This window comes from Micromonospora orduensis, from assembly GCF_006228125.1.
Taxonomy (GTDB): domain Bacteria; phylum Actinomycetota; class Actinomycetes; order Mycobacteriales; family Micromonosporaceae; genus Micromonospora; species Micromonospora orduensis.
In genome coordinates, this window is the sequence record NZ_VDFY01000180.1 from 1 (window position 1) to 21,515 (window position 21,515).

Below are 21,515 nucleotides of genomic sequence, written 5' to 3' on the forward strand. Positions count from 1 at the left end.
GTGCGTGCCAGCCGGCTGGTGTCCCTGCTGCTGCTCCTACAGACCAGGGGGCGGATGACCGCCGCCGAGCTGGCCGAGGCCCTCGAAGTGTCGGTGCGTACGGTGTACCGCGACGTGGAGTCGCTGGGCGCCACCGGGGTGCCGGTGTACGCCGAGCGCGGCCCCGCCGGCGGCTACCGGCTGCTGGACGGCTACCGGACGAGGCTGACCGGGCTGACGGCCGGCGAGGCCGAGGCGCTGTTCCTGTCCGGCGTACCCGGTCCCGCCGCCGAGCTGGGGCTGGGTTCGGTGCTGGCCACGGCGGAGCTGAAGTTGCGCGCGGCGCTGCCGTCGGATCTCGCCGACCGGGGCGCGCGGATCCGGCAGCGGTTCCACCTGGACGCGCCGACCTGGTTCCGTGAGCCCGAGCCCACCCCGCATCTGGCCGTGCTGGCCGCCGCCGTGTGGGAGGACCTGCGGATCCGGGTCCGGTACCGGCGGTGGCAGACGCCCCGGGAGGTGACCCGGACCCTCGACCCGTTGGGTGTGGTGCTCAAGGCCGGCCGCTGGTATCTGGTCGCCGCCGCGTCCGGGCAGGTCCGCACCTACCGGGTGGGCGCGATCCTGGAGCTGGCCGTGCTGGACGAGCCCGCGGACCGGCCGGCCGAATTCGACCTGGCGGAGTGCTGGCAGGAGCACGCCGCGCGGTACGAGCGCGGCGTGTACCGCGCCGAGGCTCGGGTGCGGATGACCGTTTCGGCGTTGGCGCAGACGGTGTACCTGTTCCCGCCGGCGATGAGCCGCGCGGCGCACGACCACGCCGGCACGCCGGACGCGGACGGCTGGGTCACCACGACGGTCCCGATCGAGTCCGTCCGGCACGGTTGCGTCGAGATGCTCAAGCTCGGCGCGCAGGTCGAGGTGCTCGCTCCGGCCGAGCTGCGCGACCGGGTCGCCGACACCGCCCACGCGCTCGCCGCGCTCTACCCACGGCCCGAGGGGGTACGCCCACAGCAGCCGGCGGCCGGTACCTCCGGGTAGAGGCGCCGGCCGCCGCGGCCCGTGCTGTGCTCAGGCGTTGATCTGCCGGCGTGCGTCGCCGTTGGCGGTGATGGTCACGCGGCGGGGCTTGGCGCGCTCGGCCACCGGGATGCGCAGCGTCAGCACCCCGTGCTCGTAGCCCGCCTCCAGCTTGTCGGTGTCCAGGGTGTCGCCCAGGAACAGTTGCCGGGTGAAGGTGCCCATCGGGCGCTCGGCGGCGACCAGTTCGACGCCGTCGCCGGAGGGGCGGCGCCGCTCGGCGCGGACGGTGAGCACGTTGCGCTCGACGGTGCAGTCGATGGTGTCCGGGTCGACGCCGGGCAGGTCGAACGCGGCGTAGAAGTAGTCGCCGTCGCGGTAGGCGTCCAGGTGCATCATCGCGGGACGAGCTGCCGTACCGAAGAACTGCTCGGCGAGCCGGTCGATCTCGCGGAACGGGTCGGTACGCATCAACATGGTCATGCCTCCTCGGTTCTCCTGGCCGAAGGTGTTGAGTTGAGCCGGGGCGACTCAACTTCCTCTTCTTTATTTAGCGCCTTCCCGGGCGTACGTCAACTGCTTCTCGTACCAGTGCTCGGCGTACGGGCCGTGCGAGTACGCGGGGATCTCGACGTAGCCGTGCCGGGCGTACAGGGCGCGGGCCTCGACCAGGTCGTGGCGGGTGTCGAGCCGGATCCTGTGCACCCCGGCCGCCCGTGCCCGCCGCTCGACAGCGGCCAGCAGCGCGGCGCCCCCACCGGCGCCCCGGTGCGCGGGCCGGACGAACACCCGCTTCAGCTCGGCCCAGCCGGACTGCCAGCGCAGCCCGGCACAGCCGGCCAGGTCGGTCCCGTGGTGGGCGACCACCAGCAGCCCGCCCGGCGGGGTCAGGTCGTCGCTCGGCATCTCGGCCAGCGCATCGTCGACCTCGCCGGGACGGGCCGGGCGCCGGTGGTACCGCACCACCATCTCGGTCATGTACTCGCGAAGCAGCAGCGCCGCGTCGGGATGGTCGGGTCGGATGGTCGCGGTCACCCAGGCGGGCCGAACGGTGGTCACCTGATGATCATCACTGCCCGGTCAACCGTTTTCCCCGGTCGCGGTCACCGGCGGCGGGGCAGCAGTGCGATCAGCGCGACCGCCACGGCGAGGTGCGTCGCGCCGAGGGCCACCTTGGCGCCGCCGTCGGCCTCGACGCCCGCCAGGGGGAAGAAGGACAGCACCGTCACCACGACGGCGAGCGAGATCCAGAGTGGACGGGCGATCCGTGGGGCGAACCGCTCCAGCAGGGCCAGCGTCGCCCAGCCGAGCAGGGAGGCGCCCAGGGCGACCACGACGATCGCACCCGCCCCGATGACCGTGGCGGGCCGACCCGGACTCTCGACCGTGTAGTCGACGCCGGCGAGCGCGCCGATCGACCAGATGGCCAGGCAGGCCACGACGGCCACGACGACGCCCAGGACGCGACGGCGCAGCGGTGAGGTGGTGCGGGCCGGGACGGTGGTAGCGCCCATGACGGCTCCTCGTTCAGGGGATTCGAACGAGGAAGACCGTAACAGATAGTCTTGTACGGGACTATCTGTTGCCGGATCAACAGCCGGAGCGGGCACCCGGCGCGTACGGGGAGGTGTGGGCGAGGGGTCCGTTCACCAGCGCCAGAAGGGCACGCAGGAAGGCCTCCCGGTCCTGCTCGGGCAGGGTGGTCAGCAGGTCGTCCTGGATGTGCTGGACCACCTGCCGCGCCCGTCGCAGGACCTGCTCCCCCGCCGGTGTCACCGCGACCAGGCGGGCGCGCCGGTCCGTCGGGGCGGGGCGGCGTTCGGCCAGCCCGGCCCGCTCCAGCTGGTCGAGCGTGACGACCATGGTGGTCTTGTCCACCCCGCACCGCTCGCCGATCTCCCGCTGGGTCAGCTCGCCGGTGGCGGCCTGCGCCAGCACGTAGTGCGCCCGCGGCGAGATGCCCAGCTCGGCCAGACCCGCCGCGTGGTCGGCCTGCAACGCGTGGCTCGCCCAGGAGAGCAGGAACAGCAGGTCGGGTGGGCCGTCGGCGGGCGTACACGAGGTCATGCACGGAGGCTAGCAACATGCTCCGCGACGGGACGGTTCGCGCGGCGGACGATCAGGGCCGCTGGTAGATGCCGTGTTCGCGGGTCAGCAACCGCTCGTCGATCAGGTAGCGGCGCAGCGTGACGTGGTCCGACCCGCCCGCCGCGCACCACGGCTTGAGCGCCTCGTCGACGGCGCGCTCGGGGTACGCGGTGCCCGCCTCGAACGACAGCTCGGCGATGTGCGCCAGCAGCACCCGCCGCCGGCCGCGCTGCGCGGGCAGACCCACGAGGGCGCCGGCACGCAGGAAGGTCCGCAGCACCGGGTCGCCGTCGGGTTCGGCGTCGTCTGCCGGGCGACGTTCGCGTGCGGCCTCCCGCAACGACGCCTCGTCGGCCGCGAGCGCGCCGTCCGCGCCGGTGACGAGACCCGCGTCGGTGAGCCGGCGGAGCCCGGTGAGCACCACCCGCGCCGCCAGGCCGGTCCGCTGCGCGACCTGGGTCGCGCTTGTCGCGCCGAGCACGATCGCCGCGAAGATCCGCCGCCGTCCGTCGTCGGCCAGCGCCCCGGCCACAGCATCCGCAGTCACGCCGGCCACCCTCTCAAAGGGGGTACGCGGGCCGCCAGGCCATTTCGGTCGCCCCTCAGTCGGCCGTCGGCGCGTCAGCCGGTCGTTCGGCGACCAGCAGCACCCGACGCAGCAGGTCGGAGAGGTGTCGTCGTTCGTTCGGGGTGAGCGCACCGAGCAACCGGTGCTCCTCGTCGCCCTGGACCTCCATGGCCGCCCGCCAGGCCGCCCGCCCGGCGTCGGTGAGCGCCACGTCCACCCGGCGACGGTCGGTCGTGGACGGAGTCCGGCGCACGAACTCCCGCCGGAGCAGGGTGTCGACGCGCGCGGTGATCGAGGCGGGCGCCACCGCGAGGTCCGCCGCGAGTTCCGAGGGGGCCGCGCGGCCACCCCGGCCGGCCAGCGCGTGCAGGGTGTCGTACTCGTGGGCGGGCAGGTCGAGGTCGGCCAGGACGCGTTCCTTGACCACCCGCAGGTGCCGGGTCACCCAGATCATCCGGACGACCGCGCCCTCGATGTCCGCGTCGAGGTCGGGCACCACGGGGAGCCAGCGTTCGATGTGCCGGTCGACGGCATCCGGAGTGGTCACGGCCCCAGCTTACCTCAGTGCCGAAATATTCATTGCTAAAAGGTTCGGCGTCGAAGTAGGTTGCCGGTATGGCTCACCCCCTGCGTACGCGATCCTTCCGGCTGCTGTTCCTGGGCCGGACCGTCTCCGCGCTCGGCGACGCCGTGGTGCCCGCCGCCCTGGCGCTGGCCGTTCTGCGCGCCACCGGCTCGACCGGAGCGCTGGCCCTCGTCCTCGCCGCGGCGATGGTCCCCCGGCTGCTCCTGCTGCCGCTGGGCGGCGTCGTCGCCGACCGGTTCGACGCCCGTCGCGTCGCGGTCCTGGCTGACCTGGTCCGCTGCGCGACCCAACTCGCCGTCGGCACGCAGCTGCTCGGCGGCGACCCGTCGATGAGCACCGTCGTGGTGGCGTCCGCGATCGGCGGCGTCGCGTCGGCGTTCGCCATACCGACCGCGTCCCCACTGGTCGCCGGCACCGTCGAACCGGCCCAGCGGCAACAGGCCAACGCGCTGATGGGTGTGACCGCCAACTCCAGCCGGCTGCTCGGCCCGGCATTGGCCGGCGCGCTGATCTGGGCCGCCGGACCAGGCTGGGCGTTCGTCATCGACGGCGCGTCGTTCGCGCTCAGCGCCGCCCTGCTCGTCCTGGTACGGGTCCGCCACGTGCCGGTGCCCCGCCGTTCGGTCCTCGCCGACCTGCGGCACGGCTTCGGCGAGGTACGCGCCCGCGACTGGTTCTGGACCAGCCTGCTCGGGCACGGCGTCTGGAACGGCGCCGCCGCCGTCCTGACCACCCTCGGGCCGGCCGTCGCCATCAACCGCCTCGGCGGTGAGGCGACCTGGGTGCTGCTGTTGCAGGCCGGCGCGATCGGCATGCTCGCCGGTTCGCTGCTGGCCGGGCGCGTCCGGCTGCGCCGGCCGGTGCTGATGGCCAACCTCGGGCTCGCCTGCTATGCCGCGCCGCTGTTCCTGCTCGCCGTCGCCGCACCCGCCGCCGCGGTGATCGTCTCCTACGCCGTCGCGCTGACCGCCCTCGGTTACCTCAACCCGGTCTGGGAAACCGTCGTGCAGCACCAGTTCCCGCCGGAGGTCCTGGCCCGGGTCACCTCGTACGACTGGCTGGTGTCGCTGGCCGCCATGCCGGTGGGCTACGCGCTGGCGCCGCTGGCCGCCGACGCGTTCGGCGCGCCCGTCCCGCTGGCGGTCGCCGGCCTGCTGGTCCTCGCCTCCTGCGCCGGCACCGCGCTCGTGCCCGGCGTACGCCGGCTCACCTGGCCGGTGACCCCGCAACCGCAACCGGTCGAGCCCGCCGGTGTCCGCTGATCAGATCGGGCCGGCCGCGCGCGGGGCCCCCGGCCCGCCGGGAGCCCCCGTGCGATGTGGACGGTCAGCCGGCGTCGCGCGCCATAGCGACGAAGCTGCCCCACGACTGCGGGCTGAACGTGAGCGTCGCGCCGTCGCGATCCTTCGTGTCGCGGACGAGGACCACGCCCGGGAGGTTGTCGGCGACCTCGACGCAGTTGCCGCCGTTGCCGCCGCTCTTCGTGCTCTTGCGCCACCGCGCGTCGGTCAGGTCCATGATGCCGCCGCTTCTCTGAGAAGGTCCAGGGAACGCCCCCGGGGCAGCGCCTCGCCGCGAATGCGCTCCCACCGCCGCTCCAGGCTAACAAGCTCCGATGTCTGGTCGAGGATCTGCGCCTGTGCGGCGCTGTCGACGTGCGCGACCCGCGAGCCGTCCGGCAGGTCGGCGATGGTGAACGGCCCGTCGAGCCCGGGGTAGCTGGGCGCGTCCGCCGGGACGATCTGGAGCTGGACGGTGTCCGTCTCGACGTACCCGAGCAGGTGCGTGAGCTGCGCCGCCATCAACGCGCGGTCATCGCCGACGCGACGGCGCAGCACTCCCTCGTCCAGCACGGCGATCAGCAGCGGCCCGTCGCCCTCGCGGTCGAGAATCGACTGCCGGCTGATCCGCGCCCCGGCGAACTCGTCGACCGCGTCCGGCGTCAGCACACCGCCGGCCAGGGTCGCCCGCGCGTACGCCTCGGTCTGGAGTAGACCCGGCACCCACGTCAACTCGAACGACCGCAGCGTCAGCGCCTCGCGTTCGAGGTCGACCCAGGGTCGGAACCACACCGGTTCGCGGCGCCGGAATGCGTCCGGCCACAGCGCGTCGGCGTCGCGGGCCAGCAGCTCCGCGACGGTCGCGCGGTGCCGGCTCTGGGGAACGTGGCCCGGGTTCGCCCACCGGGCGACGGTCTTCGGGTGCACACCGATCCGATCGGCGAGGCTCTCGGCGGTGTGACCCGCTTCGGCGAGCGCTGCGACAAACCCGTGGTTCATGCCGTCCTTCCCTGGGGCAAATGGGCTGCGCCAAGGAGATTACGTAACGCTGTGTGGTTGTCCAGAGACTCCCGACAAAGTGGGGTATCGACGGCGCGGCCGGCAGGGACCCGAACCCGGCGGACGCGTTCGTGGCGGGGCCGCTTCCGCGACCAGAAGCGGCCCCGCTTCCAGCAGCCGACCCAGGAGGAGGACCCGTGCCACACACCGAAGGAAAGGCCAGGAAGTTGACGCACTCCCCGTTGCGCCCGTCGTGGCGCTGCCCGGTCTGCGGCATCCTCTGGCCATGTTCGACCGCGAAGCTGCGCCTGCTCGGCGAGTACCGCGAGGATCGTCCCGGCCTGTTGAGTCACCTGGCGACGGTGCAGCAGGAGGCCGAAGCCGACCTCACCGCGCTCAACCCCGGCGTGGCGCTGCCCGACCTGACCCCGCGTTTCGTCGGCTGGGCGCAAGCCCGCTAAGCCAGGCGGGCGTGCAGGTGCATGTCGTGCCAGCCGTCGGCGTGGCGCACCGACTCGCGGGCCACACCTTCCACGGCGAAGCCGGCCCTCGTGGCCACCCGGCACGACGCCGCGTTGGCGGTCGAGTGCTCCAGGGCCAGCCGGTGCAGCCCCGCCGCGAAGCTCCACCGGGTCAGTGCGAGCAGGGCCTCGGTGGCGACGCCCGCGCCACGCGCGGCGGGCAGCACCCAGTACGACACGTCCGCCGACGCCTCGGCGAGTGACACCTGCCGCAACCCCACCTGACCGACCGGCCGGTCGTCGCCCTCGACGATCGCCCAGCTCGCGGCGGTCTCGGCGCTCCAGCGGGCCGCCCACTGTGCCGTCCAGGCCCGCGCCTCGGCGTCGTCGTCCAGCCTGCGAACGTGCCACCGCTGGATCGCCGGGCAGTCGAACGCCGCCCGCACGAGTGGGGCGTCGTCGTCGCGCCACGGCCGCAGCGTCAGCCCGGGGCGTACCGGGAGGTGGGGTTGTTCCTGGGCGGCGAGGCTCCCGGCGGGCAGGGCGGGTGCGACGAGCAGCGGCATCGGCCCATTGTCGCCGGCTCGGCGTCACTCGCCGGTCGACCCCCCGGCCAGTTCGGCGACGACGTCGAGGTGACCGAGGTGGCGGGCGTACTCCTGGACCAGGTGGAACAGCACCCGCTCCAGCGACGCCGGGTCGGCGCCGTCCCACCGCGGGCCCGGCGCGCCGATCTCCGCCAGGTCGTGCGCCGTCACCACCGCCGTGGTGTGCGCGCCCTGCGCCCGCAGCGCCGCCACCAGCTCCGCGCGGGTCACCTCCGGGGCGACGTACCAGCGGTCCTCGCGGCGGTCACCCCACGGTTCGGCGACGTCCCGGCCCTGGAAACCCCACTCGATCCAGCGCAGCTCGACATGGCGCAGGTGCGTGAGCAACTCCAACGGCGTCCACCCGGACGGCAGCCGGCTGCGCCGCAGCTCGGCCTCGTCCAGCACCGACACCTTGGCCACCACCGACTCGCGGAAGTAGTCCAGGTAGCCGAGGAAGACCTCGGTGCGGCTGCCGGCCGGGGCGGTGGGCTCGGGAAAGGGGATCACGGCGCGGCCGGCAGGTTACGGGCACGCTGGCGCACGCCCGCGTCGCCGTACGGGTAGTCGCCCACCGGTGGGGCGCTCGCCTCGTCCAGCAGTCGCATCTGCTCGGCGTCGAGGACCAGGTCGGCGGCGGTCAGGTTGTCGTCGAGCTGCTCGGTGGTCCGTGCGCCGAGGATCACCGAGGTGACCGCCGGTCGGGCCGCCAACCAGGCCAGCGCCACGGCCGACATGGACGCGCCGTGTTCCCCGGCGACCTGGCGAACCGCGTCGAGCACCCGCCAGGTGCGCTCGTCGGCGTTGCGACCGGCGTACGCCTCCACGCCGCGCTGCGGGTTCTCACCGAGCCGGGTCGCGCCGGTGGGCGTGCTGTCGCGCTGGTACTTGCCGGTCAGCCAGCCGCCACCCAGCGGTGACCACGGCAGGATGCCGATGCCCTCGTTCTCGCAGACCGGCACCAGCTCGAACTCGATCTCCCGGGCCAGCAGGTTGTACTGCGGTTGCAGGGTCACGATCGGGCTGAGGTTGAGGTGCTGGGTGAGCAGGGCCGCCTTCTGCAACTGCCAGCCGGTGAAGTTGCTGACCCCCGCGTAGCGGATCTTGCCGGCGCGTACGGCGTCATCGAAGAACCGCAGCGTCTCCGGCAGCGGGGTCAGCGGATCCCAGGCGTGCGCCTGGTACAGGTCGACGGCCTCGACGCCGAGCCGCCGCAGGCTGGCGTCCAGGGCGCGGGTGAGGTGCACCCGGCACAGACCGGCGTCGTTCGCGCCGGGGCCCATCGGGAACCGCCCCTTCGTGGCGATGACGAGGCGGTCCCGCAGCTCCGGCCGCGACCGCAGCCACCGGCCGACGATCTCCTCGGAGACACCCGCGGAGTAGACGTCGGCGGTGTCGATGAAGGTGCCGCCGGTGTCGACGAAGCGGTCCAGCTGGGCGAAGCTGGCCGCCTCGTCGGTCTCCGCGCCGAAGGTCATCGTGCCCAGACACAGGGTCGACACCACCGTGCCGGTGGCGCCCAGAGTGCGATAGCGCATGTCGTCCTTCCGGTCCGAGTGACAAAGGCGATCTTCGCACCTGGTCCGAGCACCCGCACGCGGCGGTGGACGACGCACCGCCGACACCCTCAGCCCGAGCGGCCCGTGACCCCCGGAACGACGGGGTGCACCTCCAGTTCACCGCAACTGTCGGTGTCCCATCCGAGCCGTACCGACCGGACGTCGTCCGGCGGCGTGACCAGCAGACGCACGTACGCCGTGCACGGGCCCCCGTCGGCGCGGAAGCCCTGCGCCTCCACCAGCGCCGACGCGACACCACCCGGGCGGAGCGTCACGGTCGGAGGGCGCGCCCCCCGCGCCGCACCGCCCAGGTAACCGCGCGGTGTGCGCTCGGCGTGCGCAAGCGTCCTGCCGTCACCGCCCAGGGCGTCGACGCCCGGGTAGCCGGTCAGCCGGCAGCTGGTGCTGCCGCTGTTGCGGAACACCACAGCCACGCTGCGGTGTCCGCTCGCGGCGTCCGGCGAGCCGAGCGTCACCGTCAGGTTGGCCGTCGTGCACCGGCCCGGCGTCGGGTCCGGCGGCCGGGCGCCGACGGTCCCGGCCGGCGACGGTGGCGAGGCGGTCACCGAGGGCGCTTCCATGGTGGGCGTCGGCGTGCTGCTCGGCGGGGTCACCGGCGAGGGCGTCACCGCCGGCGGTACGTCGTCGCGGAAGGACGGACGCAGCACCCCGCCCGCCACGACGGCGCCCAGCACCGCCACCGCCAGGGCCCCGGTGCCGATCCGACGGCGCACCGTACGGCGTCCGGCCCGTAGTCGCACGGCCGCCGGAGACTCCGGGCGCGCCACAGCCGCCGCCGATCGGGCCAGCTCGGCCAACCTCCGGTCGAACGCGGGCGTCCCGTGCGGGTCAGACATCTTCCGAGATCCTTCCGTGACGGGTGTCCGTGAACTCCGCGACGTGCTGGGCCAGCGCCTGCCGGCCGCGAGCCAGCCGGGACTTCACAGTCCCCAGTGGCGATCCGGTCTCCCGGCAGATGTCGGCCAGTGGCAGACCGACGAGGTGGTGCAGCACCAGCACCCGCCGCTGCTCGTACGGCAGGCCCGCGAGGGCGCCGATCAGGTCCAGGTCTCCGGAGTCGACCGACTCGACCGGCTGATCCGGACCGTGCCGCCGGTGGGCGGCGAGGCGGTTCCTCGTCCGGCGCCAACTGCTCACCGCGATGCGGTAGGCGACCGTACGGACCCACGCCTCGGGATTGTCGTACTCGTTCAGCTTCGACCGTCGCTGCCACGCCCGGCAGTACGCCTCCTGTACCGCGTCCTCCGCCTCGCTCAGGTCTCCCAGCATCGCGTACAGCTGACCGACCAGTCGGCGATACGTGCTGGTGTAGAACTCATCGAATTCGTCGGCATGCAACATCCCCTTCGCCCCCGCCCTCCCGGCGTCCCCGTCCATGTTCACCGCACTCACGCCCCGGCCGCGGCCGAGGTTCCGCCGAACCGGATTCTCGTCATGTCCGGACGGCGACACCGCACAGGGGCAGCCGCGGGGCGATCCGGGGGGCGATGATGAGCGGGTGAGCGAACCCGCCGTCCACGTCGACCGTCCCCATCGGCCGGTCGTGACGGCCGAGCCCGGGACACCCGGCCCGTACGCGCTCGGTCCGTGGGTGGCGGCCGCCGCGACCAGCGTGACCCTGCTGCTGCTCGCCGGCCGCTACGGCTACCACCGCGACGAGCTGTACTTCCTGCTCGCCGGCCGCCACCTGGCCTGGGGGTACGTCGACCAGGGTCCCCTGGTGCCGGCGCTGGCCCGGCTGCTCGACACGATCGCGCCGGGCAACCTGGTGGTGCTGCGTACCCCGTCGGCGGCGCTGGCCGGCGGCGCGGTCCTGGTGGTCGCCGCGATCGCCCGCGAGTTGGGCGCCGGCCGGGGCGCGCAGACGTTCGCGGCGGTGCTCGCCGCGCTGTCCGGCATCGTGCTCGCCGGCGGGCACCTGCTCAGCACCACCACCGTCGACCTGCTGCTCTGGCTGGTCGCCGTGTGGTGCGCGGTACGGCTGCTGCGCACCGGTGACAGCCGCTGGGCGCTCGGCATCGGGCTGGCGCTCGGCGTGGGCATGCTCAGCAAGCTGCTGCCGGCGCTGCTGGGCGTGGGCCTGGTCGCCGGAGTGCTCATCGCTGGGCCACGTCGACTGCTGCGCGACCGGTGGGTGCTCGCCGCCGCCGCGATCGCCCTGCTGCTGGCCGCGCCCAACCTGATCTGGCAGGCCACGCACGGCTTCCCGCAGCTGGGCGTGGCCGCCTCCATCTCCGGCGGTGACAGCTCCTACAGCGGCCGCCTCGACGCGTTCACCCTCCAGCTCGTGATCATCAGCCCGTACGCCGTACCGATCTGGATCGCCGGCCTCGTCGCGTTGCTGCGACGGCCGCGATGGCGGGCGTACCGGGCGATTGGCTGGTCCTGGTTGGTCGTGGTCGGCGTCGTGCTTGTCGCCGGCGGCAAGGGCTACTACGACGCCCCTCTGCTGCTGGCCCTCACCGCGGCCGGCGCGGTGGTCACCACCGCGTGGGCGGCGCGCGGGTCCGTGCGGCTACGGCGCGGGCTGCTCGTGCTGGGCGCGGTGCCGTTCCTGCTGCCCACCGTCGTGCTGCTGCTGCCGGTGCTGCCGGCCGACCGCCTGCCCGGCTTCGTGGTCGAGGTCAACTACGACGCCGGTGAGACGATCGGCTGGCCCGCGTTCGCGGACTCGCTGGCCGCCGTCCATCGTGGCCTACCGCCCGACGAACGCTCACGGGCGGTCATCCTCACCGGCAACTACGGCGAGGCCGGCGCGGTGGCCCGTTACGGTCCGCCCCGTGGTCTTCCCCGCGCCTACTCGGGGCACAACAGCATGGTCGACTTCGGTCGACCGCCGGCCGGGGCGGACGTCGTCATCGCCGTCGGGTGGGACCGTGCCGACCCGCTGACCGCCTGGTTCGACGCGTGCGCGACCGCCGGGCGGGTGGACCAGCGGGTCGAGGTGGACAACGACGAGAACGGCGGCCCGATCTTCGTGTGCCGGGGGCTGCGGCGTCCGTGGGCGCAGATCTGGGACACCGAGGTACGCCACACCGGCTGACCGCGCTCAGGCGTCCCGGTCGCCGGTGAGCCAGGCGCTGACGCTGACCAGTGCCTCGGGGCCGGAGTCGACGTCGACGTCGCGGGCCAGGTCGGCGATCGTGACGGCGGCGAGCGCCTGACGCCACGCGTCCTCGGCCGCCCACATCGCGCGGGCGACCGGGCACGCCCCGGTGCAGGCGCTGGCGGGGGTGGCCAGCGGACCCCGCTGACGGATCTCGGTGCACACGAAGGCCGGGCCGGGACCGTCGACGGCCCGCACCACGTCGAGCAGGGTGATGCTCTCCGGCGCCCGGGTCAGCACGTAGCCGCCCGATTTGCCCTGCACCGAGTGGATCAGGCCGGCGCGGGCGAGGGACTGCAACTGCTTGGCGAGGTAACTGCCGGAGACGTCGTGCAGTTCGGCGAGCTTGGCCGCCGGCACGGGAGTGCTGCTGGCCGTGAGGACGACGCAGCAGTGCAGCGCCCACTCGACCCCGCCGGACATCTTCATGACCTCACCCTAGCCACACCCCGTTACTCGGACTTGCATTGTCCGAGTATAGTTCCGGACAGGAAAGGTCCGAGTAACGGCGCGTGTGCCACGCAGCCGGACGGAGGGCCGCACACCGAAAAAAGGTGCTGGACATGAAGATCGCCGTACTGGGCGGTACCGGTCTCATCGGGTCGCAGGTCGTCACGATCCTGCGGGCCGCCGGACACGAGGCGGTGCCGCTCTCGCCGTCCACCGGGGTGGACCTCCTCACCGGGCGGGGCCTGTCCGACGCGCTCACCGGCGCCGACGTCGTGGTCAACCTGACGAACTCGCCGACGTTCGACGACGCCTCCCCCGCCTTCTTCCAGACGACCATGGACAACCTGCTCGCCGCCGCCGAACACGCGGGCGTCGGCCACGCGGTGATCCTGTCCATCGTCGGCGTCGACCAGGTGCCCGACCTGGCCTACTACCGCGCCAAGGTCCTCCAGGAGGACATCCTCAAGGCCGGGCCCATCCCGTACTCGATCGTCCGCGCCACCCAGTTCTTCGAGTTCGTCGACGCGATCCTGTCCTGGACCGCCGACGCGGACACCGTCCGCCTGCCCGCCACCCCCGTGCAGCCGATGGCCGCCGCCGACGTGGCCCAGGCCGTGGCCGACGTCACCCTGGGCGCGCCCCTGCGGGGCGTGCGCAACGTCGCCGGCCCCGACGTCTTCGCCCTCGACGAGCTGGGACGGATCACCCTCGCCGCCAACGGCGACCAGCGCACCGTCACCACCGACGACAGCGCCGGCATGTTCGCCGCCGTGCCCGGCGACGTCCTCATCTCCGTCGGCGACGCCGCCATCGCCCCCACCTCCTACCGGGACTGGCTCGACCGCCGGGCCTGACACGCCTGCCGCCCTGCGCGCCCCTGTGGTTGCGCAGGGCGCGTCCGACCCTCAGCCCCGCGCGGCCCGGGGGACCGCCACTTACCGGCCAGGACGCCGGAGACCACCGCCACCGTCAGGCAGTCACCCTCGGCACGCCACGCGTCCTCAGCGGCCATGGCGTACACCGACGCCCGCGACTGTTCACGGGTACGCGGCTCGGCGCCGAGCATCCAGCGGACCACACCGGGCCGACTCTGGTACGCGTACACATCGTCGAGGTCGTCCAGAGTGACCGGACGCAGGGTCAGGCGCGCGGTCCGGATCGGGTAAGTGGGCTGGAACACCTGGGCGATCCTATCCGCGACCCGGCGGCAGCCCGGCCGTGCATGCCGCTCTCCGCGAGCCCGGCGTGGCCGCGCTGCTGTCACTGTCTGATCGGGCTCGTCGGGCCGCTGGCCTAACCTGTTGAGATGCTGTCGCAGGTGAAGGGCTTGTCCCGGCATTTCACTGAGGAGACCCTTCGTGCGTACCTCGTCGACCGTTCGGTTCGTCGAGACGACGGCTGCCTGATCGTGCGCGGCTACGGCAGCCAGCGGGGCGTCTACCAGAAGGTGGCCGGCCGGGCTTGGGCGCACATCACGGCCTACGTCGTCTTCGTCGGCAATTTCGACCCCGACCTGGATGTGCACCACCTCTGCGGGGTGCCCGACTGCATCGAGCCCACCCATCTGCGACAGGTGAGTCACGCCGACACCTGCCGCAACCGCACCCAGCAGCCGCGCTGCCGCAACGGACACGAGCGGGAGATCGACCCCACGAGCGGCCGGTTCCGCAAGACCTGTCGAGAGTGCAACAACCAGGCGCAGAAGAGGTGGCGTGCGCGTCAGGCCGCAGAGGTCGCCGCAGCCCGTGCCACGTACGGGCGGCAGGGCTGATTCAACCTCTCCAGGTCCGGCTGTCGCGGCCACCGGGCTCCCGGCCTCGACTGAACCGCTGAACGACATCCCACACCCAGCCAACTGATACGGAAGCGCGTCAGCTTGTTGAATGACGCGAAAGTGTCAGTGAAAGTGACATGGTTTGTCAATACTCTGATTTTTGGGGTCGCCCAGGGTGGGCCTGCTAGGCCAGTGCGGCTAGCCCATAGAGCAGCGACCTGCGACGTGGTGGGTTGGGGACCGTTAGCCCCGATTCTCGCCTTGGTGTAGGTGCGAATGGTCAGCCCCGCGCCGATGACGGTGCTCGCACGGCCGTTATATCTGTCATGGGCGGCGCCGCGGTTGGTCGCTCAGTTGTCGAACGACCCTCTGGATGGGGCCGGTGATGTGCTGCTCACGGACGGCAGCGGACATGAGCGCGTCGTCGCAGACGGCGGCGACATCGAACAGCGGGCCGAGGATGATCAGGTTCCTGAATGCGAGGCGCAGGTAGCTGCGCAGTTGGTGGGGAAGTGCCCGCAAGTGTGTGTCCGGCGGGAGGTCACCGTGGGCGACAGTAGACCGGACCGCGTACGCACGTGCGACGGTGCGCCGGATCTCAAGACGTTCGTCATCATCGGCCCCGACCAGGACCGCGATGCGCTGGGACACCTTTCGACTGAAGTCGCCATCTTTGCTGTCCGTAATCAGAAGGTTTTCGAGTGCGGACACATACCAGAAGACGATCTCGGCGCGGTCGCGTTCGTAGAGGGCGTCGCCATCGGCGCCAAGCCGTGGACCGAGCGCGAGGAATCGGTAGGCGCTGCGGCGTAGCCGTTCGCTTGCGGACTTCGCGCGTTTCCGGTCCGCCTTCGGTTGCTCCTCCCAGGCCTGCCACTGGGTCAACAGCGGTGACATGACGTCAGTGAACGCCAATAGGTCGCCCAGTTCGTTGTCGTCGAGCCGGCATGGTCCCCACGCTGGCTCTTCCCACTCCTCGTTCCCGTCGTACCCGGTGGGAAGCAGATCGAGACCAGTGCCGCGCGTCCGTTCCACCATGCGGCGGGGTTCGAGCTCGTATTCGGCGGCGACGGTGACGCGTTCCGGTTGGGCGAGGTTGAGCAGGAGCAGGGGCTCCCACGCCGGGATGGTGAGTTCCGGTTCAAACAGGTCCAGGAGCAGCTCGCGGGGAAATGCCGACGGATTGCGCGCCACAAGGTCGTCAGTGCGGCGGCGCAGGATGCAGCAGCCTCCGTTGCGCAGAGCCGGATCCCATGGGTCGCTAGCGAACGGTCGGGTCGACGGCAGCGGCGTAACGGCGTCGAGATCCGCTGAGGTGGGTTGGGCCAACTGCCAGCCGGCTACCTCGTGTGGTTCGTGCACGGGCAGGCTGGCGTCGATGACGATCAGGAGTTCTGACGAGATTGCCGGGCCGGCAAGGTACCCGGCCAGGTCGGCCGCGAACCGGTCAGGGAGCGCGGGTTGGCGCAGCATGCCGCTGACCCCGGTGGTGTCGAGTGTGCGCCGGGTAAGGCGCCGCCCCCAAAGGTCGTCGGTCTCGTCGTCACGTTCATGATGCATGTAGCCGTGGGCACGGGCAACGGCGGCAGCTGTCGTGTTGACCGCGTGAGTCTCCGGCCAGCCGGCGACTTGGTCGAGGAACTCGGCGTCGCTGAGACCGACGAGCGCGTCGCGATGATCCCGGGCGCGGTTCATCAGCGCGGCGATAGCTGACTTGAGGGGAGGCAGCGCTGAGTCATCGGTCACCTCGACATGGTCTACCACCGGCTCGGGTTGCGACAGCTGCCGAATGGCCCGCACGCGACGGACCAGCGCGACGCGCCGCCGGACCAGGGCTGGCCGGGGTGCTTTAGCGTGGCGGCGCGGTCTGCGGAGTTGCCGCCGCCGTCGGCCGCTGGCACGACAAGGACCAAGCGGGCGCGGGCTGTCACCCGCTCCGTCAGGCGGCCATCCCTGCACGGGCCGCGAACCATGACCCGGTATCCACCGCCCCGGCGCCAAGATTGGCAGCCCGGCCCTAGGCGCCTAGGGACCGGTTCGCCCGCTCCAGACGGTCCCAGTAGACGCCCTGGTAGTCCAGCAGCCGTAGCAGGATCATCTCGATGTACCACAGGGCGAGGGTTTGTTCCTCAGACGCCTGCGACGGCGGCGGCTGGGCGCCGCGTCCCCGCGGATGGACCGCGGCGTTGCGTGCCGCGGTGACGACTTCGGGGCCGCTACGCGGACCATCGGACTTCCTGCCCGCCAGTTCCTTCCAGCCGGTGGGGATGTCCGACGGAATGCGGAGGCTGGCGAGCACAACCGACAATTGGTCGGCGACAGTTAGACCCTCTTGGCCCCGGTCGGACAGGCGCAGGTGCTGCGTCAGGTAGTACATGGCCAGGACTTCGAGGCTGGCCTGGGCGAGCACGATGCACTCCTTGCGGCCGAACGCCCCCACCGCCGCGACGTACCAGTCGACGGCCCTTGTGATGCTTTCCCGAAGGACCGTCGCGTCCTGCGCCGCGCTGTCGGTCAGCCAACGGTCGAGCATCCGCGACAGCCCGGCGCTGAGCGCTTCGGCGCTGCCCGCACCGGCGTCGTCGCGCCGCGGCAACCAGCCGCGCGCCCCCGCCTTTCCCCGGGCGGGGAACAAGGGCGGCGCGACGTCCAGCACCGCCCACGACACCTGCCCCGGGCTGGCGAAGCCGTAGGTGTACAGAGGGCGGGCGGGATTGGCGAAGGCGAAGGACAGCACCAGCCCCATTCGATCGAGGACGCTTCGTGCCTGCTTCGGCCCGAAGGAGGCGCCGTTGCCGCGTTCCAGCCGCAGGGTGTGCGTAATCAGATGACCGCCGCCGCGCTGCAGATCAGTAAACGGTTTAACCGCCGCACGCACATCCGGCTTGTCGCTGTTGGCAGCGCGGTCAAACGCCCAAGCCCACAGACCATCGATGGACACACGCCACGGACCGGCGGTGAGGTCGAGCCGCTGGAAGGTCCGCATGAACCCGCTGCCGGTGTGCACCCTGGTAGGTGCCCCCGCGTACGGAGGCACGTTGAGCAGGTGGGCCGTCACGTGCCGGGTGAAGTCGCGGGGCTGTGCGAAGTGGACCTCCGGCGTCCCCGGACGGAACGTGACTTTCAGCTCCTCGTCCCACAACGTCGACTGCACCTCGAACGTGGTGCCGGGGGCGATGGCGAACCGGGCGCTGCCCAACTCCCCGTCAGTTACCTCCACCGCCTCGGCAACCAGATCCCCGGCGCCCACAGCGCGTGCGATGTCCTCGTCGCACGTAGCCACGAACGTGCCCTGCAAGCCGCGGCCGTCCCACAGGCCTGTCAACTCGCACCAGCCGTTCAGCGCCGCCCGTCCACGCAACGACAGCCGCCCCGCCGCCCGCACCAGTGTCACGGGCCCGCTGACGTCGTCCATCTGCACGACCGGCTCCAGCAGCGGATCCGACACGTCGTCGAACTCCCCGGAAATGTCGCGCCCCCCGCCTGTCGTCCGCCGCTCTCACCCTAGCGGGCCGACGACAGAGTATGCCGCCCCGCTGGGCCGCAGCGTCGCGAACGTCTGTCACCCTTCGGGAGTAGGCTCCCGCACATGCGCAGACCAGCGCCTAGGTCGATGTCCGTGCTGCTTCCGGATGGTCGAAGCCTCGATATGGCCATCCGGCCGTCCGACACCGCAGAGTCGGCAGAAATCACGCTGATCGAACCGCTACACCCGCGCTTCTTCGACGAGTGTCCTATTTGCGGAGACCCAGCGACAGAGGACGAGCACCTACCTCCGAAGCGGCTGGGCGGCCGGGTGATGACCCGGACATGCGCACCGTGCAACAACCGCCTTGGAAGCTACGTCGAAGCCGATCTTGTCGACTGGTTCGAGGACGCCATCACGATCCCGTACTTCCGTTCCGGTGGCGTGAGAGGGCGGCGCAGGTCCGGACGCATCCTGATACGGAGCACACCCGAAGGGGAGTTCGTCCTGGTAATTGATGGCTCCAGCCATCCTGATATCGCAGCGATGCTGGCATCGGGTGACGTGGACCTTGAGGCATCTCGCCCGGACCGCAACCGCTACTCGATTGCTCTGCTGAAGCAGGCCTACCTGGGGGCGTGTCTGAAGTTCGGGGTGCTCGAGGACGAAGGGGTTGCACAGGTTCGCCGCGATCTTCTGGCGGCTCGTGACGCCGGCGGCAAGGACGACGTGCCGCCGAGCGCCCTGGCCCTCGGGCTTACCGTCCTGCGGCACTATCAGCCCGTGGAACTCGCTGCGCCGCCCGTGGTCAGAGCCGTGCTGCACAAGGCCACTGGGCCGATCGACGGCGTCTTCCTCGCTGGCCGAGTCTTCGTCTCCTGGTCATCGACGCTTGGCAGGGAGGCTCCTGCACCGATACCCCGGCTGAACCGCCGACTCAACCTCGGCGCAGCGCAGCAGGGAAAAGTGATATCTGTCAATCGGTAGCATTCTGTCGTGATGGTCGCAGCCTCCGTTTCCCTGCGCCGCCGCCCAGCCGTCGGCGACAGCAGTCGAGTCTGACAGCACCCGTCATCACACGGAGCGTGACGCTGTCGAGGGGAAGTCGGTGGCGGAAGTGTCGTACACACGCTGCACAATTGGCAGCTATGCGGAACGTGACCGGCGGTTTGTGGGACGGCAGCGACGGGCTCCGGATGGCGCCGGGTGCCAGCGTCGTCGGCCGCGACGGTGACTCGTTCGAGATGCGGGTCAGCATTCCGAGCGACGAGCACGGCTTCTTCGGTAGGCAGTGTCCGAGCTGCCGGCAGATCTTCCGCATCGATGGTGATGGTTACGATGCGCTGCCCGACGACGTCGAGCTGTGGTGTGTGTACTGCGGCCACCACGATGACCACAGCGAGTTCATGACCCAGCAACAGCTCGACCGGGCGATGCGCGCGGTCGGGGATCTCGGGGTCCAGCTGGTGGGGCGGGCGCTCGACAAGGCGTTCAGCGGACCCAGATCGTCGCGTCGTCGGCCGCGCCGTTCCGGGTTCGGCATCGAAATCCGTTACCGGAGCAAGCCGTTCTACCCGGAGCCCCTGCCGAGCATCGACGAGGAGAAACTGGTCCGAATCCGTACCTGCGCCGACTGCTCGCTGCGGTATGCGGTGTTCGGGGAACACCGGTTTTGCCCGGTGTGTGGACGGCTCCCTGCGATGGTAGTTGCCCTGGACGCGCTCGGTGCCGAGACCGCACGCCTCGACGGCTTGGCGCAGCTCCCACCGGAGGCTGCGGCCAGCTTGCGCGAGCAAGGCGTTTTCACCCGGCTGTGGGTGGACACCCTGGAGAACCTGGTCGGGGTCGTAGAGGCGCTCGCCTCGGCGGTGTTCCGCGACGCGGTCGCCGACGCTGAGCAGCGGCTCAACGGCAAGGGCAGCATCTTTCAGCGGCTGGACCACACCGCCGCACTGTTCGTCGATGCCGGCTACCGAGACGTGCGCACCGAGGTCGATCCGGACAGATGGCAGCGGCTCATCCAGTTCTGGGCGACCCGGCACGTCTTTACCCACAACGATGGGCTGGTCGATGCGAGGTACCTGGCGAAGGTACCGGCCAGCGCAGCGCGGATAGGGCAGCGCCTGACGATCACCGAGGAGCTCTGCCGTCATGCCATCGCCGACACCGAGGCTCTTTGTCGTGCCCTCGCCGGACTAACCTCACCCTGAGCGCACATCGGAACACCTGCTGGCCTATGGCCCGAGTCGGCCCTTGGCCAGGCCGAAGGAGGATGTCGATGACGGTAAGTGATCTTGTTCGGTGGCGTCGACACTCGAACGGTTGGTCCGCATCGTCAGAGCCGTGCGCCGTCATCCACGACACCGCGCTCCCGGCTCGGCCGTTCTGAGCGCGACTCCCAGCGCCGTCCAACTAATGCTCGATCTCGCCGACTGACCAGAGCCTGTGTCGGAAACCGAGGTGAGAGCGGTGTCTGCCGGGCAGCCCGGCCCGGTGCGGCATCCGGTCATACACTGCCGCACGCACCCCAAACAAATACGGCAGGAGAATCTCGTGCCCGACAGCGTGCCGCAGGCCGGCAACCATCCGCGTTGGCTCCTGCCAGCGTCCGCCAGCGGGATGCTCGTCGCCGTTGCCGGGTTCGCGTGGCTGCTGAGCAACGCGGGCCTCGACCGGGCCGACAAGATCAGCAGTATCACCGCTGTCGCCCTCGGACTGCTGTTGGCCGTCATATCCTGTCTTGGCTGGCTGCATCGGCACCGGGCAGCCCCTGCCGCCACGCTGGCCGCGGCGGCAGACAATCGGTGGGGATCTGGGGACGTGGTCACTAGAACCGGTCGCCTTGAGGATCTGCCGGATTGGCCGGTCAGTTACCCCGGCTACCGGTACGACAGCGAAGGGTCCGCATCGGTGCGGATCTTCGGCGGTAAGGGGCCCGTTGTCGTCGACGGGTTCCCGGCGAAGATGAACGGCTGCGCTCACCAGCAGTTCTTCGTGCGGTGGCGGGCCCTCGGCGAGGAACAGATCAGGGTGCAGGTGGTCGCGTCACCGGATCTGATTCCGATCGCCGAGGCGGCCGAGGGCAGCGCCGGGTGGATGGCGTCGCACGGCTGCGGGCAGCCGTCCTGGACGGTCGCCGCGGAGTCGCAGATTGTTGACGTGCACGTCAGGTGGCAGCGGTGGGTTCCCGATACGTAATCCGTCTGGCCGTCGCCAGCAAGAGAGTGCCGAACGATCCTTGAGCTTCCTTTGGATGGATCTTCGGCCTGCCCGCGATGGTTGGCCGTGCATCTGTCCTGGTGCCTGCTCCACGCGATTCCATCCGCTGCCGGCCGAGCCCGATGATCGCTAAAAGACAGGTGCGCCATCGACGCCGATGCGGGCCGTCCCGTGGACCGGCTATCGGCCACCGCCCCGGGGCGTGCCGGTCGCTTTGAACCAGGCGGACGCGGTGGAGAGCTACAGGCCGAGCTGGTCGGCCGGCAGCGCCGGAGGCAGTGGGTGGCGAGGGCACCGACGGCGCCGTTGCGGGCCAGAAGTGCCCGGCGCAGCCCCAGCGCGGCGACATGTT

26 protein-coding genes are annotated in these 21,515 nt (G+C 71.3%); 9 read left to right on the plus strand and 17 right to left on the minus strand.

Features of this window, described 5'->3' with window-relative positions; all coding sequences use genetic code 11:
* On the plus strand, nucleotides 1-1,020 hold a 1,020-nt coding region (locus tag FHG89_RS19720), incomplete at its 5' end, for a helix-turn-helix transcriptional regulator (protein WP_244295636.1).
* 30 nt (nucleotides 1,021-1,050) lie between these two features.
* Here the strand turns inward: FHG89_RS19720 and FHG89_RS19725 are convergent.
* The 6 genes from FHG89_RS19725 to FHG89_RS19750 all read right to left on the minus strand — a co-directional run bounded on the left by FHG89_RS19725 (nucleotide 1,051) and on the right by FHG89_RS19750 (nucleotide 4,202).
* Nucleotides 1,051-1,476 carry an Hsp20/alpha crystallin family protein gene (locus FHG89_RS19725; protein WP_139585868.1) on the minus strand — a complete coding sequence of 142 codons (426 nt, stop codon included), beginning with the start codon at nucleotides 1,474-1,476 and terminating at the stop codon, nucleotides 1,051-1,053.
* A 69-nt stretch (nucleotides 1,477-1,545) separates the two neighbouring features.
* A complete protein-coding gene (locus FHG89_RS19730) occupies nucleotides 1,546-2,058 on the minus strand; it encodes a GNAT family N-acetyltransferase (RefSeq protein WP_244295638.1) in 513 nt (170 codons plus the stop codon).
* A 44-nt stretch (nucleotides 2,059-2,102) separates the two neighbouring features.
* Entirely contained in the window at nucleotides 2,103-2,513 is a 411-nt protein-coding gene (locus FHG89_RS19735) for a DUF6069 family protein (RefSeq protein WP_139585869.1), read from the minus strand.
* Between the two features lie 76 nt (nucleotides 2,514-2,589).
* Nucleotides 2,590-3,066, minus strand: a complete 477-nt coding sequence (locus tag FHG89_RS19740) for a MarR family winged helix-turn-helix transcriptional regulator (RefSeq protein ID WP_139585870.1) — start codon at nucleotides 3,064-3,066, stop codon at nucleotides 2,590-2,592.
* A gap of 52 nt (nucleotides 3,067-3,118) precedes the next feature.
* Nucleotides 3,119-3,634 (minus strand): DUF2087 domain-containing protein, encoded by a 516-nt coding sequence (locus FHG89_RS19745; protein ID WP_139585871.1) that lies wholly within the window; start codon nucleotides 3,632-3,634, stop codon nucleotides 3,119-3,121.
* 55 nt (nucleotides 3,635-3,689) lie between these two features.
* Entirely contained in the window at nucleotides 3,690-4,202 is a 513-nt protein-coding gene (locus tag FHG89_RS19750; RefSeq protein ID WP_208761026.1) for a MarR family winged helix-turn-helix transcriptional regulator, read from the minus strand.
* Between the two features lie 68 nt (nucleotides 4,203-4,270).
* On the opposite strand from FHG89_RS19750, the gene FHG89_RS19755 reads away from it, so the two are divergent.
* Nucleotides 4,271-5,503, plus strand: coding sequence for an MFS transporter (locus tag FHG89_RS19755; protein ID WP_139585872.1), 1,233 nt, complete (start codon nucleotides 4,271-4,273; stop codon nucleotides 5,501-5,503).
* A gap of 64 nt (nucleotides 5,504-5,567) precedes the next feature.
* Here FHG89_RS19755 and FHG89_RS19760 read toward each other — a convergent pair whose 3' ends face one another.
* Nucleotides 5,568-5,759: a DUF397 domain-containing protein gene (locus FHG89_RS19760; protein WP_139585873.1), complete on the minus strand. Its 192-nt coding sequence runs from the start codon at nucleotides 5,757-5,759 to the stop codon at nucleotides 5,568-5,570.
* Nucleotides 5,750-6,520 carry a DUF5753 domain-containing protein gene (locus FHG89_RS19765; RefSeq protein ID WP_139585874.1) on the minus strand — a complete coding sequence of 257 codons (771 nt, stop codon included), beginning with the start codon at nucleotides 6,518-6,520 and terminating at the stop codon, nucleotides 5,750-5,752. The genes FHG89_RS19760 and FHG89_RS19765 overlap by 10 nt, the downstream gene beginning before the upstream one ends.
* A gap of 197 nt (nucleotides 6,521-6,717) precedes the next feature.
* On the opposite strand from FHG89_RS19765, the gene FHG89_RS19770 reads away from it, so the two are divergent.
* A complete protein-coding gene (locus FHG89_RS19770) occupies nucleotides 6,718-6,981 on the plus strand; it encodes a flavin reductase (protein ID WP_139585875.1) in 264 nt (87 codons plus the stop codon).
* Here the strand turns inward: FHG89_RS19770 and FHG89_RS19775 are convergent.
* The 5 genes from FHG89_RS19775 to FHG89_RS19795 form a co-directional block, all read right to left on the minus strand.
* On the minus strand, nucleotides 6,978-7,547 hold the full coding sequence (locus FHG89_RS19775) for a GNAT family N-acetyltransferase (RefSeq protein ID WP_139585876.1): 570 nt from the start codon (nucleotides 7,545-7,547) through the stop codon (nucleotides 6,978-6,980). The two genes, FHG89_RS19770 and FHG89_RS19775, sit on opposite strands and share 4 nt — an antisense overlap.
* A gap of 24 nt (nucleotides 7,548-7,571) precedes the next feature.
* Nucleotides 7,572-8,078 carry a mycothiol transferase gene (locus FHG89_RS19780; protein ID WP_139585877.1) on the minus strand — a complete coding sequence of 169 codons (507 nt, stop codon included), beginning with the start codon at nucleotides 8,076-8,078 and terminating at the stop codon, nucleotides 7,572-7,574.
* Complete coding sequence (locus FHG89_RS19785; RefSeq protein ID WP_139585878.1) at nucleotides 8,075-9,106, minus strand: aldo/keto reductase; 1,032 nt, start codon at nucleotides 9,104-9,106, stop codon at nucleotides 8,075-8,077. The genes FHG89_RS19780 and FHG89_RS19785 overlap by 4 nt, the downstream gene beginning before the upstream one ends.
* 89 nt (nucleotides 9,107-9,195) lie before the next feature.
* Entirely contained in the window at nucleotides 9,196-9,984 is a 789-nt protein-coding gene (locus FHG89_RS19790; protein ID WP_139585879.1) for a DUF4232 domain-containing protein, read from the minus strand.
* Nucleotides 9,977-10,489 carry a SigE family RNA polymerase sigma factor gene (locus FHG89_RS19795; RefSeq protein WP_139585880.1) on the minus strand — a complete coding sequence of 171 codons (513 nt, stop codon included), beginning with the start codon at nucleotides 10,487-10,489 and terminating at the stop codon, nucleotides 9,977-9,979. The genes FHG89_RS19790 and FHG89_RS19795 overlap by 8 nt, the downstream gene beginning before the upstream one ends.
* A gap of 157 nt (nucleotides 10,490-10,646) precedes the next feature.
* Between FHG89_RS19795 and FHG89_RS19800 the strand changes: the two genes are divergently transcribed.
* Nucleotides 10,647-12,191, plus strand: coding sequence for a glycosyltransferase family 39 protein (locus FHG89_RS19800; protein WP_139585881.1), 1,545 nt, complete (start codon nucleotides 10,647-10,649; stop codon nucleotides 12,189-12,191).
* A 6-nt stretch (nucleotides 12,192-12,197) separates the two neighbouring features.
* Here the strand turns inward: FHG89_RS19800 and FHG89_RS19805 are convergent, their stop codons facing one another.
* Nucleotides 12,198-12,683, minus strand: a complete 486-nt coding sequence (locus FHG89_RS19805) for an RrF2 family transcriptional regulator (RefSeq protein ID WP_139585882.1) — start codon at nucleotides 12,681-12,683, stop codon at nucleotides 12,198-12,200.
* Nucleotides 12,684-12,817: 134 nt separating this feature from the next.
* Between FHG89_RS19805 and FHG89_RS19810 the strand changes: the two genes are divergently transcribed.
* Nucleotides 12,818-13,558: an SDR family oxidoreductase gene (locus tag FHG89_RS19810; protein ID WP_139585883.1), complete on the plus strand. Its 741-nt coding sequence runs from the start codon at nucleotides 12,818-12,820 to the stop codon at nucleotides 13,556-13,558.
* On the opposite strand, the gene FHG89_RS19815 is transcribed toward FHG89_RS19810, so the two are convergent.
* The gene (locus FHG89_RS19815; protein WP_139585884.1) at nucleotides 13,528-13,884 is read right to left on the minus strand and encodes a GNAT family N-acetyltransferase; all 357 of its coding nucleotides are present in this window, start codon (nucleotides 13,882-13,884) and stop codon (nucleotides 13,528-13,530) included. The genes FHG89_RS19810 and FHG89_RS19815 overlap by 31 nt on opposite strands.
* 126 nt (nucleotides 13,885-14,010) lie before the next feature.
* Here FHG89_RS19815 and FHG89_RS19820 point away from each other — a divergent pair, with 126 nt between their 5' ends.
* Nucleotides 14,011-14,475, plus strand: coding sequence for an HNH endonuclease (locus FHG89_RS19820; protein ID WP_139585885.1), 465 nt, complete (start codon nucleotides 14,011-14,013; stop codon nucleotides 14,473-14,475).
* A gap of 327 nt (nucleotides 14,476-14,802) precedes the next feature.
* Here the strand turns inward: FHG89_RS19820 and FHG89_RS19825 are convergent, their stop codons facing one another.
* Nucleotides 14,803-16,224: a HEPN domain-containing protein gene (locus FHG89_RS19825; protein WP_139585886.1), complete on the minus strand. Its 1,422-nt coding sequence runs from the start codon at nucleotides 16,222-16,224 to the stop codon at nucleotides 14,803-14,805.
* A 271-nt stretch (nucleotides 16,225-16,495) separates the two neighbouring features.
* The gene (locus FHG89_RS19830; protein WP_139585887.1) at nucleotides 16,496-17,926 is read right to left on the minus strand and encodes a YopA family protein; all 1,431 of its coding nucleotides are present in this window, start codon (nucleotides 17,924-17,926) and stop codon (nucleotides 16,496-16,498) included.
* Between the two features lie 165 nt (nucleotides 17,927-18,091).
* Between FHG89_RS19830 and FHG89_RS19835 the strand changes: the two genes are divergently transcribed.
* The 3 genes from FHG89_RS19835 to FHG89_RS19845 all read left to right on the plus strand — a co-directional run bounded on the left by FHG89_RS19835 (nucleotide 18,092) and on the right by FHG89_RS19845 (nucleotide 21,142).
* Entirely contained in the window at nucleotides 18,092-18,931 is an 840-nt protein-coding gene (locus tag FHG89_RS19835; RefSeq protein WP_167517473.1) for an HNH endonuclease, read from the plus strand.
* Between the two features lie 161 nt (nucleotides 18,932-19,092).
* A complete protein-coding gene (locus FHG89_RS19840; protein ID WP_139585889.1) occupies nucleotides 19,093-20,154 on the plus strand; it encodes a hypothetical protein in 1,062 nt (353 codons plus the stop codon).
* Nucleotides 20,155-20,413: 259 nt separating this feature from the next.
* A complete protein-coding gene (locus tag FHG89_RS19845) occupies nucleotides 20,414-21,142 on the plus strand; it encodes a hypothetical protein (RefSeq protein ID WP_139585890.1) in 729 nt (242 codons plus the stop codon).
* Nucleotides 21,143-21,515 lie beyond the last annotated feature (373 nt).